General features: G+C 44.9%; 12 protein-coding genes. 3 read left to right on the plus strand and 9 right to left on the minus strand.

Annotation, left to right across the window (positions count from 1 at the left end; translation table 11 throughout):
• Positions 1 to 39: 39 nt before the first annotated feature.
• On the minus strand, positions 40 to 1485 hold the full coding sequence (ffh, locus tag NDI44_RS01695) for a signal recognition particle protein (RefSeq protein ID WP_190413231.1): 1446 nt from the start codon (positions 1483 to 1485) through the stop codon (positions 40 to 42).
• A gap of 207 nt (positions 1486 to 1692) precedes the next feature.
• The gene (locus NDI44_RS01700) at positions 1693 to 2073 is read right to left on the minus strand and encodes a histidine kinase (protein WP_190413233.1); all 381 of its coding nucleotides are present in this window, start codon (positions 2071 to 2073) and stop codon (positions 1693 to 1695) included.
• 382 nt (positions 2074 to 2455) lie between these two features.
• On the opposite strand from NDI44_RS01700, the gene NDI44_RS01705 reads away from it, so the two are divergent.
• Positions 2456 to 2656, plus strand: coding sequence for a hypothetical protein (locus tag NDI44_RS01705; protein ID WP_190413235.1), 201 nt, complete (start codon positions 2456 to 2458; stop codon positions 2654 to 2656).
• A 441-nt stretch (positions 2657 to 3097) separates the two neighbouring features.
• On the opposite strand, the gene NDI44_RS01710 is transcribed toward NDI44_RS01705, so the two are convergent.
• Complete coding sequence (locus NDI44_RS01710) at positions 3098 to 3784, minus strand: SAM-dependent methyltransferase (protein ID WP_190413739.1); 687 nt, start codon at positions 3782 to 3784, stop codon at positions 3098 to 3100.
• Positions 3785 to 4070: 286 nt separating this feature from the next.
• Entirely contained in the window at positions 4071 to 4475 is a 405-nt protein-coding gene (locus NDI44_RS01715; protein ID WP_190413238.1) for a hypothetical protein, read from the minus strand.
• A 197-nt stretch (positions 4476 to 4672) separates the two neighbouring features.
• On the opposite strand from NDI44_RS01715, the gene NDI44_RS01720 reads away from it, so the two are divergent.
• Positions 4673 to 4849 carry a hypothetical protein gene (locus NDI44_RS01720; RefSeq protein ID WP_190413240.1) on the plus strand — a complete coding sequence of 59 codons (177 nt, stop codon included), beginning with the start codon at positions 4673 to 4675 and terminating at the stop codon, positions 4847 to 4849.
• Positions 4850 to 5008: 159 nt separating this feature from the next.
• Here the strand turns inward: NDI44_RS01720 and larE are convergent, their stop codons facing one another.
• The 5 genes from larE to fraC all read right to left on the minus strand — a co-directional run bounded on the left by larE (position 5009) and on the right by fraC (position 11149).
• Positions 5009 to 5827 (minus strand): ATP-dependent sacrificial sulfur transferase LarE, encoded by an 819-nt coding sequence (larE, locus tag NDI44_RS01725; protein ID WP_190413247.1) that lies wholly within the window; start codon positions 5825 to 5827, stop codon positions 5009 to 5011.
• Positions 5828 to 6124: 297 nt separating this feature from the next.
• Positions 6125 to 8401, minus strand: a complete 2277-nt coding sequence (locus NDI44_RS01730; RefSeq protein ID WP_190413249.1) for a GAF domain-containing protein — start codon at positions 8399 to 8401, stop codon at positions 6125 to 6127.
• A 110-nt stretch (positions 8402 to 8511) separates the two neighbouring features.
• Entirely contained in the window at positions 8512 to 9303 is a 792-nt protein-coding gene (locus NDI44_RS01735) for an ABC transporter permease (RefSeq protein WP_339380699.1), read from the minus strand.
• Positions 9304 to 9508: 205 nt separating this feature from the next.
• Positions 9509 to 10507: a DUF5357 family protein gene (locus NDI44_RS01740; RefSeq protein ID WP_190413253.1), complete on the minus strand. Its 999-nt coding sequence runs from the start codon at positions 10505 to 10507 to the stop codon at positions 9509 to 9511.
• A gap of 105 nt (positions 10508 to 10612) precedes the next feature.
• Complete coding sequence (fraC, locus tag NDI44_RS01745) at positions 10613 to 11149, minus strand: filament integrity protein FraC (RefSeq protein WP_190413255.1); 537 nt, start codon at positions 11147 to 11149, stop codon at positions 10613 to 10615.
• Between the two features lie 368 nt (positions 11150 to 11517).
• Between fraC and NDI44_RS01750 the strand changes: the two genes are divergently transcribed.
• Positions 11518 to 12663: a cob(I)yrinic acid a,c-diamide adenosyltransferase gene (locus tag NDI44_RS01750; RefSeq protein WP_190413257.1), complete on the plus strand. Its 1146-nt coding sequence runs from the start codon at positions 11518 to 11520 to the stop codon at positions 12661 to 12663.
• Positions 12664 to 12704: the final 41 nt, after the last annotated feature.

Genomic DNA, 12704 nt, shown 5'->3' on the forward strand with positions numbered 1-12704 from the left:
CCCCTCCAAGCTAAAAGCTAATTGCATTAACGGTTCCAGCTAGAGAGTGCCGAAGCCTTTCTTCTTTTTCTCCTTTTTCTTTTTCTTGCCGGGACTTCCTTGTGCGTAGCCCCGCCAACCGGCTTGGGAAGGACGATTGCCGCCACCCATTCCGGGCATACCGCCCATTCCGGGCATACCGGGGAAACCGCCTTGACCCATTTGCTGCATGACGGTTCTCATTTTTGTGAAATCAGTTACCAGCTTGCTGACATCCGTTTCCTGATAGCCAGCACCGCGAGCAATCCGGCGACGACGACTGGGAGACTTCGCTAATAAGTCTGGGTTTTGGCGTTCTTCCTTCGTCATAGAATTAATCATCGCCTCAGCCCGCTTTAGCTGGGTTTCTCCTTGGCGCAACTGTTCGTCGGAAATCTTATTCATCCCTGGAATCATCTTCAGGATTCCCCCCAGAGAACCCATATTCTTCAGCAGCCGCATCTGCTTGAGAAAATCGCTGAAGTCAAACTTAGCCGAGAGCATTTTTTCCTGCATCTTCTCGGCATCTGCTAGGTCTATTTCCTCCTGGGCTTTCTCCACAAAGGAGATCACGTCTCCCATGCCCAGAATTCGGGAAGCCATGCGCTCTGGATAAAACGGTTGCAGCGCCTCGACTTTTTCTCCAACGCCGACAAATTTAATCGGCTGACCGGAAATCCGTCGCACTGATAGCGCTGCACCGCCGCGACTATCGCCATCCAGCTTCGTCAAAATGGCACCCGTGATCCCAATTTGTTCGTGGAAAGTTCGGGTGAGATTCGCCGCTTCTTGCCCGGTCATGGCATCCACCACCAGCAGTGTCTCGTGCGGCTGGACGGTTTGTTTGATGCGGGCTAATTCCGCCATCATGTCCTGGTCAATCTGGAGGCGTCCGGCAGTATCAATAATGACTGTATCTACGCCGTCTGCTTTAGCTCGTTCAACCCCCTGTCGCGCAATCTCTACTGGGTCAGCATTGGTGCCGAGTTCAAACACTGGCACCTCAATTTGCTGTCCCAACGTCACCAGCTGATCGATGGCGGCTGGGCGATAGATGTCGGTTGCGACTAGCAAAGTACTGCGATTTTGCTTGCGTAGGTACAAAGCTAGCTTTGCGGTGGCTGTGGTTTTACCCGTTCCCTGCAACCCAGCCATCAGTACAATCGTGGGAGGCTTATCTACTGAAGCCAGGGGGACGTTGGTTTCCCCCATCACCTGGACTAGCTCATCGTAAACAATTTTGATGAACTGCTGGTCGGGGCGCACGCCGGAAAGGACCTCGGCTCCCTGTGCCTTGGTTTCAACATCGGCAATAAAATCTTTGACGACCTGGAGATTGACATCCGCCTCCAATAAAGCGCGACGCACCTCCTTCAGGGCATCTTGAATGTTGGATTGGGAAATTTTGTCCTGACCCCGCAGGCTTTTCCAGGCAGATTCTAAGCGTTCAGCAAGTGCGTCGAACATAATATGTGTATCTTTTAGGCGGCTAGATAGTTATCTGCTTATCAAAATCGGCTGAAGAAAGCCCACATTTGTGAGTTTGTGGGTCTTATCCATCTGTATACAGATTAGTCGTTTTCGCTGTTATCTGGCGTGCAGCCAGGTCAGGAATGGGGGTGAGGAGTGCAAATAATAAAATGCAAACAAAATGTGCGATCGCGCACACAGCATTCAGATAGTACTCAAAACTAAGTCCTGGTGACAGCCTTGCAGTCCCAAAGCGGGATTATTGCGATAGGACTCCTCTGGAACCCAGATACTCACTTTGTAATCCAAAGAAACCCAGTAGAGATATTCCACCGCTGGGTCGAAACTCACTCCCACTCGCAGGTTAGAAAAATCATCTTCGCATATCTCGTAGCCAAAACGGACGAGAATCTGAGCCACTAAGCACCCAGGTGTATCGCAGTATTCTCCGCAGGTTTCTCTCTCTTGCCAAAACTTCTCTAGAAAGCGATTGAGGATAGGCAAAACTTTTTTAGGGCTGCCATTCCGGGAAGCATAGATGATGACCGGGTTGCCTTCTACAAGAATGTGACAGGGGGTAGCCATTGTTTTATCTCCTGGTCAGCTGTCTCTTTTGGATCTGGGCACAAACTCCACATCGTCCATGATGCTTTTAGGCTGCCAAAGGCGACTACTAAATCACACTTTTGGAGGATGTAGCCGTTTAAACTTTCAGGATGTTTGTCAAATTTTACAGTTTCTGCGTCTGGCTATTATCCCCTATGCAAAATTGGAATCAGCAATTCCGATTTTTTCCTCATTTAGAATCGCTCTATCGGATGAGTGCCGCACCTAACCTTAATTTTTTTGTAAAGTTTTGTTTTTAAAAGCATTTTGTAAATTTAGATACAGAATTTTCTGTTATATTAAATAGGTAAGAGAAAATAAGTTAGTCAAACATCACTGAAGCAGTACGGAGAAACCTGGTATGTCTACTCAAGAACAAGCTCGCGCCCTCATGATGCGTCATCATCACCTCATCAAGAACCGTCAGCAGTCTATGCTGGGTCGCGCCGCTGCTGAAGTGGGTCTAGATGTTGAATCATCTGAATACTGGAATCACATTCAAGGACAACCACACCCAAGCTTCCGCTCTAGCTACGACCGCAGCGGTGCCTCGCTGAGCTAGGTTTGAGCTAAAGTTAACCGGCTAGAGTTAGTTTTTTGTATTATCTCGCTTGCATAGTGGTGTAGCAGCTTTATTTGATATATCAAAGGCTGCTAAATAAATAATTAACCTAATTCAGGGTGTTCTTTTCAATAAGAACACCCTGAAACTTTTTTTTTGAAAAAATAGTATCTCCTTTTGAGTATTTCCCTTTAAATGCGCGACTTATAGGTTTTTGGGAATAGGTAATTAGAGAAAAAAGTGTTTCTTATACCATTTCACGTTATCGTATGACCTTTTATCCATTACCGCTAACCTGCATGATGTGTAGCAGGCATATACAGCAATCCTATTTAAATTGTGAAATACTAGCCCTTCAGATCCCCGACTTCTTTAAGAAGTCGGGGATTTCGCCTTCTTGAATCATCTAGGTTCAAAGGAGCGACAGATTGCAGTACATATTTACACGACTGACTTTATCTGCAACATTTGATTGCCGTCTTTTTGGAATTCGTAGGGTACTGGCTGAATTTCTACACTGTAGCCTTGCGCTTTTAATTTCTCCATTACTGGCTCAAGGACTGGCGACGCCTCTCCAGAAACATTTAAGAGAGGAAAAACCCGTACCGCAGCAGCAACACGGCACAATTCCACAATGGAGGCGAGGTGAAAGTCTTCTGAGAAGAAATCCGAATAGGTGAACAACAAGTGACTGCATAAGGCTAAATCGAACTGCTGAGTCTTGAAGGGTAAAACAGGTAATTCAGCGGTTAAATAGCGTCCTTGTTGAATTCCTTGTGGAAAATCTTCTAAAAATTGCTGCATGGCTGACATCCGAATTTGCCCTAAATCTTCTGGTGACTGGATCTCGTGCCAAACGTAGCTATCGAGGTTGGCTTGGAGTCCATCAATCACTTTTTGATAGGTTTTCTGGATACGTTCTCGAATTTCGTGGTTGGAAAACTGATACACCGGATCGCAAGAGATGACGTTGTAGCCTAGGCGTGTCATCTCAATATTGAAGCTGGCAGGGCCACCGCCACAATCTAGAATTTTTAACTGGAGGTCGTCAGGCGTTAAGTTGAACATCCTGATGTATTCTGCCAGGGAACGTCCCCAAGGAATGACGCTTTCAAGTTTTAATCCCATTTTTTCGAGCGATCGCATACTTTCCTTGGCTGATTATAAAATGACTGAAGGCTCTGTAATCAACCAACTAAGATGGAAAAGTGACTTGGTGATGGTTAGATAGTTGAGTAAGTTATTTAAATTTGCTGCACAAAATTTTAATAAATATAAGAGATTTTGAGTAGAGCATTTTTGTGCCATGCTCCTACAGGAAATGCCGGGTTCCTTACCTCAAACCGGACTTTCCAATTTATAAGATGCCTAGCATTTTTTCTGTGTCTGGCAATGTCACTGATGCCTTTCTAGTTTAAGTTTCACTTTCCTCAGTCTCTATCCATGAGGTTGTCTGTGCTGTTGTTGGCTGTAGCGGAGGCTTTGGGGTAAGTTCTGTTTCTCTTTTAATAACTCTCATTGGCTGCAAAGAAATGGCTGATGCGAGTAGAGCGGGCACTCCCACAAGCGTTGTCATGAGCAACGAAGTCAAAAGCGATTCTCCTGCATTTTTAGGTTTCTGTTCGGAGTGATTTTCTAATAAGATTTCGACCTCTGTCAGATTTTGTTGAGGTATCTTGAAAAGTAGCTGTTTGACTACTTTTCCCAGTAAGATAATGGGTAAAGTAATGAGTGCTGCGGGCAGAACTACCAGCCACACAAGTAAGCCGGAAATTAACCAAAATACAGTCGAATATACCATTTCTGAAAGTTTATGCATTGCCCTAGCCTTGCCCTCCATTGGTTGCCACACAGCTAACTCATGAGGAATCGTTGTTTGGCAGGAATTGCCTTTTTGCCTAAGCTTATAATCGGGTAGTATCGTCGCCGCACTTCGCCTCGTATATTTCAATTTTAAGGGTACGGCAATCAGGTACCCCTACTTTTTGGTTGAGTTGTAAATTGAGAAGTCAGACTTTGACGTACAATACTTCCCGATTCCAAGCTGATTCTGCTTGTCAGAGCGATCGCTCGTTCTCGATCGAAGATGATGTAGACAAAGCCGAAGCTTTCATGCCATTTGTTCGCACTCTTGGGCGTCGTGCCCATGCTGCGAGAAAACTACTATCTTATGGCATGAGTGATTATTGTTGATGGATTTGTATTAAAACCTAATTTAGTTGCTAGAAGCGATCGCAACTTTTGAGAGGATGGGGGATCGTAATCTCGATCGGCGTTGAGGGGGTAGACACGTCCCCATCCCCTAGAATCTATTTAACTTTGTACAACTTAACTTTGTACAACGCCAGAATTTTAGGCTTTTACTGCCAGTGGTAACACCTGATTGAGTTTGCCACTGCGGTAGCCTTCTAAATCGAGGGTGACGTAAATAAAGCCGAATTCTTGAAAGGTGGAAACCAGGGTGGATAAATCGGTGGTAAGAACAAATTCTTTAATTTGTTCTGACGGTAACTCGATTCTGGCGGTATCACCTTCGGAACGAACGCGGAGATTTTTTAATCCTAATTTACGCAGATAGATTTCTGCGCGTCCGACTCGTTGCAGTTTGCTGACGGTGATTTCTTCGCCGTAGGGGAAGCGGGAACTTAGGCAAGGTTGGGCGGGTTTATCCCACCAGGAAAGTCCGAGGTGTTGAGAAAGTTGGCGGACTTCAGCTTTGGTAATGCCTAATTCTGCTAAAGGCGATCGCGCACCCCTCTCTTTTGCCGCTTGAATTCCCGGACGATAATCCCCCAAATCGTCGGCGTTCACGCCATCTACAACATAGGGATAACCCAGTTGAAGTGCCAGGGGTTTAAGGTTGTCGTGAAGTTCGCTTTTACAAAAATAGCAACGGTTGACAGGATTCGAGGTGTAATTAGGATTGTCCATTTCGTGCGTTTGTATCACTTGATGGGCAATTCCAATCGCGGCTGCTTGGATTTGGGCGTCTTCGAGTTCTTCCGGGAGGAGGGAGGGAGAAACGGCGGTAACGGCTAAAGCGCGATCGCCCAAAACGTCGTAAGCTATCTTGGCAACCAAGGTACTATCGACGCCCCCAGAATAGGCAATTAATGCCCGATCCATTTCAGCAAAGAGGGTTTTTAGTTGCTCAAGTTTCTGCTTTATCATGGTTTTTTTTAAATCGAATCACAGAGGACGCAAAGGTGCTTCAGGTGTTTCAGGCGCTTCCGGTGCAGAGGAGATGGGGAGAAGTTTTTCATCCTTCCCCCAGTCCTCAGTCCTAAGTCCTCAGCACTCTCCAAATGGTGCAGAAGAGATGGGGAGAAGTTTTTCATCCTTCCCTCAGTCCTCAGTCCTAAGTCCTCAGCACTCTCCAAATGGTGCAGAGGAGATGGGGAGAAGTTTTTCATCCTTCCCTCAGTCCTCAGTCCTAAGTCCTCAGCACTCTCCAGATCGTAACGAATTTCAAGCTTTATTCAATTCGTCTGGTGGCTGGATCGGTAAGTGTAAAGTAAAGCAGCTGCCTTGTCCCAGTTCTGAATCTACGGTGATATTGCCGCCATGAAGGAATGCCAGTTTGCGGGATAAAGCTAAGCCGAGACCCGTTCCTTCATATTGACGATTTAAACCACTATCTATCTGTCGGAACGGTTCAAAAAGGGTGGCATGATTGGCTTTGGCGATACCAATTCCGGTGTCAATCACTGAAAATAAGATAGCGTCTGTGGTTTTTTCCACTTTTAGCGTAACTGAGCCAACGGGTGTAAATTTCACCGCATTAGAGAGCAGATTGATTAAAATCTTCTTCAAGCGCCGATGGTCGCCTACGCAGGTGGTGATGCCTGGGGAAATCTCTACAATTAATTGCAATCCTTTATTTTGCGCCGGTTCGCGCACGGCGGAAATGGACGCCTGACAAACTTCCTCCACTAACAGGATTTCTAGGCTGAATTCTTCTCGACCGGCATCAATCAGGGATAAATCTAAAAGGTCGTTAATCAGTTCCAATAAATGTTCGCCGCCGGATGTAATCAAAGTAAGATATTCTTGCTGTTTGTCATTGAGCGATCCGACAATTTGATCGACTAGCAGGCGAGAAAGCCCCAAAATGCTAGTTAGAGGGGTTCGCAGTTCGTGGCTCATCGTAGCGATAAATTCGCTTTTGGCACGATTCGCGGCTTCTGAAAGTTGTTTTTCTTGCTCTAATTGTTGGGTACGTTCTTTGACAAGTTGCTCGCTTGCTTCGTAGCTTTGGGCATTGTAAAGCGCGATCGCCACTTGGTCAGCAATTCTTTTGAGAAGGTGAATTTCGTCTTCGGTGAAAGTTCGGTAACGGGTTGTGGATTGTAACGAAATGCCACCAAAAATCTGACCGCGAATAAAAATTGGCACTCTTACCATAGACAGGATTTGTAGCTGCCGAATTTGCTCTTCGCGGTTGGGAGAAGAGGCGATGTCTGCAATTTTGGGGGCATGAAAAACTTGATGAACCGAATAGTTAGAGGAAGGAGCTAATACATCGGGGTTTTCCGATCTAGGAAATTTGAGGTTCAAGACGGAAACCACTTGTTCGCTGACTCGCCATTCTTTGAGAATCTTAATTTCCTCTGGTTCTAAGGCAAAGATAGCGACTCGATCAACGCCGAAGAACTCTCCAGTTAGATTCACAATTTCCTGCAAAATATATTGTGGATCGAGGCTGGAATTTAAGCTCCGACAGATATTATTTAACAGTTGCTCCCGCGTTGCTTGTTGTTGAACTCGATCGAACAGCTGCGCTTGATGGATGGCGATCGCGCATTGATTCGCGATCGCACTTACCAAAGCGATTTCATCTTCTGTCCATTGCCGTTCGCTAACACATTGATGCAGGCTAATCCCCCCCACTAAGGATTGCTGATACAACATCGGCATCGTCAGCATGGAGCAAACTTCATACTCTCTGGCTAATTCTTGCAGTTTGAGTGGGATGCGGTCGTCAATTTGGTTGAATATCAGCGGCTCACCTTGAGCAAGGGAGGAATGGTAATAGGAGTAGAAGCCGCAATAGACGCCAATCAGGCTCTGCCTTTGAGGGGTAGATTCGCTAGCAAGGCAAGCCTGCATTTGTTGATTGGGATCGGGCAGAAAAATTAGACACCGACTGAGGTTGAGCGCTTCGTGCAGCAAATTGACGGTGGTTTGCAGCACTTCCTCCAGAACCAGCGTTTCTCGCATTGCTTGCACAATGCGGTTGATAATTGCCTCTCGCTGAGCTTGCTGCTGAATTTTGACAATGCGATCGCGCTCGATTCGGTGTTGCTCAAATTCGTGGAGCGATCGCATCAAAATCTTTGGCAGATGTTTCATCTGTTCTGAGCCAACATCGGCGATTTCAGCTTCCGGCGCGATCGCAATCAAAGGAATAAACTGCCCGGATTGTTGGACTAACTCTAATGCTTCTAAGGAGCTTGGGACATCTGTGAGGGGGTGAGAAGGGGAATTTTCTAGTTTTCCCTGCCTCCCAGCCTTCCTATCTGTCATTGAGCTAGCATCCCCGCTCCCCTGGACTGACAACACTGCATCGTAGGTGTTTTGCTGCAATTGTTCTCGACAAGCGGCAGATGTAGCGGCAATTTCGTAAGTAAAATCAATGTCCGCTTCCCGCAGTGGATTTGTAATCAGCCCGACATCCGCGCTTGAAGCTATCACGATCAAGAGGCGGAGGGCATCTGGGGACGGAGCTTGTTGCAGTTGTGGCATCACGAGGCGAAGTACGAGCTGGAAACAAGGAGTAACGGACGAAGGATTAGGGACGGGTTTGCTTCTTTTACTTTCGCGCTTCTTCTAGCTAGTTTGTATCGTGAGGCAGCTCAAAACTCACGTCGCGAAAAAATTATGATAGCGATCGCTAAGAGGAGGACGGTATACACCAAACCATACAAAGCATCGGTTAGGAGCGCCGAGGAAGAAGGCAAAAGACCATAAACCGCCTGATTTTTGAGGTCTAGCCGAGATAAATCTGGCAGTACCACATATAAAGCATTTACGATCCGTTCGATGTCTACATTCCGACTTAATTTTCCCAGCTCTACTAAATCTCGGCTGGAATGTCCCATCAAATACACTGCAAATGTAAACAAGGTCGCTAACAGCGAACTTGTAAAGACGCCAAACATCAACGCGACAGCAGTCAGTAAAGATAGCTTAAAAAACAAGTACAGCGCCGAAATCAGAATGCTACCTAGCGGGTAAGAAATCTTACTTAAACTGAGGATGCCAAGATAAATTGCCGTCATAGCAGCGATCGAGACGCCTAAAACGGCTGATAGCCCCAGATGTTTGCCAATAATAAATTCGGCGCGACTGAGCGGTTTGGGAATTAACACTAAGACAGTGCGCTTTTCGATTTCTTTGTTAATCAATCCAGTCCCGACAAATACAGCAACAATGGTTCCCAGTACATCCATTGCTGCTAATCCAACATCTTTAAGAATTTTATCTTCTGTTGTTGCTGCCACTTCTGGCAACAGTCGCCACGCCACCACCATTAACAGCGCAAACAAACCGATGATATAGAGAACGCGATCGCGGATGACTTCCCGAAACCCATTCACTGCGATCGCCCAAATTCTCTTTAAACTCTCGAGCGCTGCCCGAAACACATTTATTTTCCTCGATTTTACTGTGCTTAAACTCATCGTCCTTCTAAATCATCATTGATGATTTCTCTCAACGATTTATATTTTATCCTTTGCACGAATACAAAATAACTTTTTTGTTACTAATAGTTAATTCTTTATGCGATTAACTATCTTTCACGAGCAGCCACTTCCTAGCTCTATTGATAACTTTTAGAGAGAGTCTTCATCATTCATAGCTTTTTAGTTCGCTGATAGGCTGACAATTGACTTGTGCAACCGCAATATTTTGTGCTGCTGTCTGGCTAGGCGTTGTCCTTGCTCCAGTTACTATTGGTTGATAGCTTTGAGTAATTTGACAGTTTTTTTCCACATAATATGCTTCGGTTTGCGAACGAGGACCTTGCCAAATTGCGCGTAATTGTAAGTTGTATCCTGAGTTAATCGAACCAATATTATAGGTATAACGCCACCAAAAATCTTCTTCCACAAGCGGAATTTTTTTTGCGGCTTCTGCCCGAATTGCTTCTATACGCGGTTGTGGTTCTAGCAGCCATCGCTCCACTTCCGACCAAGGTTTATTTTCTAATTCTTGTACAATCAAGGGTTCCATAAATTCTAAAATAACCGTACCTCTAAGAGTCCTTGTTGATTGAGATGCTGACTGGGATACCATTGTGGTTTTCCCAAAATGATCCGACAGCAAGGTAGGATATTGTTCTAACCAATCTTGACTAATAAAATAAAATTGAATCCAGCAGCTAATTACCATATTGCTGCCAATCAAAATAACACTTTTTTGACGAAATTGCAGCGCCGGTACTTTTAATCTAAATCTTTCATCAAAAAAGGTTGGAAACACAGCAATTACTGATGAAAGCGTAGGCCAAACTATTAAAGCAATCGGGGGGATACTCCCAGTCCAATCGCCAAATAAAAACATACAGATTAAGGCACCCGTAATCCAAGGACCAATCGGAATACCCCAAATTTTTATTGGATTCTCTGTTGTAGCCCAGCTTACTCCAATAATTAAAAATAACCAACCGCAATGAGTGATAATATCATGTACTAAGTCAGTTGCAAAAAATGACATCACCCAAGAAAAGAAACTGAGATAAATAAACGTTTTCCAGGAATAAGCACGGGAAGGAGCTAGGGATTTCCATAATACTTTAAAAGTATTAATTAAGTATTTGAAAATAAAAAAATCAAGAATCGATGCCATATTCTTTGTAAGTCTTTATTAAGCTAAGCCTAATTTGATAAATTGGTCGCAACTAAAATTTAAATTCATCTATCAAAAGATGATTAACTCAAAAATGTTTGTAGTTTAACTAAATTGAGTCCGAATAAATAGAAGCAATACGAATCCCCCAAAACTGTAGATATTAGCCTGAAAAATAGTATTAGTTAAAAGAGGGTTGGAATTAAAAGTAAGAAGTCGAAAATCTTTTAGATTAAACTTTTCTTGGTTTTGTCTTTCCCCATAAGACGGTGTTTCAAGTAACATTTGTAAAATTTCTAATCCTTTTAGTTTAACGATAAAGGTGGCAAAGAAGACAACAAAGCCACTTAAGATTAGTTCTGTTACAATATTGGACGACTGAGCAAATGGAAAGAATCGATCAAAAAAGATATAACTGATTAACTGAGATTTCAGCGATCGGGGAAGCCAAGGATGTACGTAAAAGAAAACTACCCAACCCAAAATTGTTGAAAATAAATTAATCGAAATGGCATAGTCAATGCTTCTTCTTTGGCTAAGATTTAATTGTCGGTATAAAATGAATGATTCAATCGCAATTCCAACCAACAGCAATAAAAATTGAAATAAAATCGTTTGAAGCGGAAAAACATTTGCAAGCATAAGGTTGTCTCTGTGAAACCTATTTAATTAAGTTTAGACGTAAACTTTGATGTTGTTGATGGCAGCTTGCTCTTTACTTCTATTATCCTGCGAATTTGGGAATATCAAGAAAATTTTTATGTAAAGAAAGCATATTTGGAATACTCCTAAATTAAGTAGAGGGGTGGGTAGTTTAGCGCGAGAAATAACTCAGTAGAAGAGAAAAAAGAACTGATAACTGAATGATGGACAATTGACTCCCTACCCCCTAATACCTATTTCTAGTCTCAACTTTAGCTTTTGTGGAACGGCTACTCTTGATTCTTTTCACTTTACCCTTCTAAGCTGCTATTGTTAACAGTTTGTGACAGCTAAGATTCATGAGAATTATGAGTAGAATGGGGATCGGCATTCGCACGGCTCAAGTGCGTTCTGAGCGTCTCGTCGGTCAGATTCATGTTTACGATGGGGCGGGGAAGGGAAAGTCCCAGGCAGCGCTGGGCGTGGTGTTACGCTCAATTGGGCTGGGAATTAATACTGATTTAGCAACGAGAGTGCTGCTGTTGCGGTTTCTCAAAGGACCGGGACGCTCCTACGATGAAGATGGGGCGATCGCTGCCTTGCAACAAGGCTTCCCTCACTTGATTGACCAAGTTCGCACAGGGCGGTCAGAATTTTTTGGTGCGGAGGAAATAACGCGCTTTGACCGACAGGAGGCGCAGCGCGGTTGGGATGTGGCAAAAGGCGCGATCGCATCTGACCTCTATTCTGTCCTAGTTCTGGACGAACTGAACCCGTTACTGGACTTGGGTTTGTTGCCAGTGGAGGAAGTGGTTCGGACGCTCAAGCATAAACCGCAGGAGTTGGAAGTAATTGTTACAGGTCGGGCTGCCCCCCAACAACTGCTAGAAATTGCGGATTTGCACTCTGAGATGAAGCCGCACCACCCGATTACCGAAGGTAGGGACGGGGTTTCCCTGCCTTTACAGGGGATAGAAATCTATACGGGTGCTGGTAAAGGCAAGTCTACTAGCGCATTGGGTAAAGCATTGCAGGCGATTGGGCGCGGGATTAGTCAGGATCAGTCGCACCGAGTGCTGATTATGCAGTGGCTCAAAGGTGGGACTGGATATACTGAGGATGCCGCGATCGCAGCTTTGCAACAAAGTTACCCAAACTTAGTCGATCATCAGCGCTGCGGACAAGATGCGATTGTCTGGCGCGGACAACAGCAAGAACTAGATTATGTGGAAGCTGAACGCGGTTGGGAGATTGCTAGGGCAGCGATCGCGTCTGGGCTTTATAAGACAATTATCTTAGACGAACTCAATCCCACAGTTGACTTAGAACTGCTGGATCAACAACCAATCGTAGACGCACTGCTACGCAAACCCCGCGACACGGAAGTGATTATCACGGGGCGCTGTCTAAATCGTCCGGCGTATTTTGACCTTGCCAGCGTCCATTCAGAGATGATTTGCCATAAGCATTACGCTGACAGAGGGGTGGACTTGAAGCGTGGCGTAGATTTTTAGAGTTTCAGCGATCGATCGATACAAATGTAACCTGCTCCCGG

It is taken from the genome of Trichocoleus sp. DQ-A3 (genome assembly GCF_039961975.1).
Classification (GTDB): domain Bacteria; phylum Cyanobacteriota; class Cyanobacteriia; order Cyanobacteriales; family FACHB-T130; genus FACHB-T130.

Excerpts from the sequence above, each read along its gene's own strand:
- ffh (WP_190413231.1), bottom strand. The coding sequence starts at position 1,485 with ATGTTCGACGCACTTGCTGAACGCTTAGAATCTGCCTGGAAAAGCCTG.
- NDI44_RS01700 (WP_190413233.1), bottom strand. The coding sequence starts at position 2,073 with ATGGCTACCCCCTGTCACATTCTTGTAGAAGGCAACCCGGTCATCATC.
- NDI44_RS01705 (WP_190413235.1), top strand. The coding sequence starts at position 2,456 with ATGTCTACTCAAGAACAAGCTCGCGCCCTCATGATGCGTCATCATCAC.
- NDI44_RS01710 (WP_190413739.1), bottom strand. The coding sequence starts at position 3,784 with ATGGGATTAAAACTTGAAAGCGTCATTCCTTGGGGACGTTCCCTGGCA.
- NDI44_RS01715 (WP_190413238.1), bottom strand. The coding sequence starts at position 4,475 with ATGCATAAACTTTCAGAAATGGTATATTCGACTGTATTTTGGTTAATT.
- larE (WP_190413247.1), bottom strand. The coding sequence starts at position 5,827 with ATGATAAAGCAGAAACTTGAGCAACTAAAAACCCTCTTTGCTGAAATG.
- NDI44_RS01730 (WP_190413249.1), bottom strand. The coding sequence starts at position 8,401 with ATGCCACAACTGCAACAAGCTCCGTCCCCAGATGCCCTCCGCCTCTTG.
- NDI44_RS01740 (WP_190413253.1), bottom strand. The coding sequence starts at position 10,507 with ATGGCATCGATTCTTGATTTTTTTATTTTCAAATACTTAATTAATACT.
- fraC (WP_190413255.1), bottom strand. The coding sequence starts at position 11,149 with ATGCTTGCAAATGTTTTTCCGCTTCAAACGATTTTATTTCAATTTTTA.
- NDI44_RS01750 (WP_190413257.1), top strand. The coding sequence starts at position 11,518 with ATGAGTAGAATGGGGATCGGCATTCGCACGGCTCAAGTGCGTTCTGAG.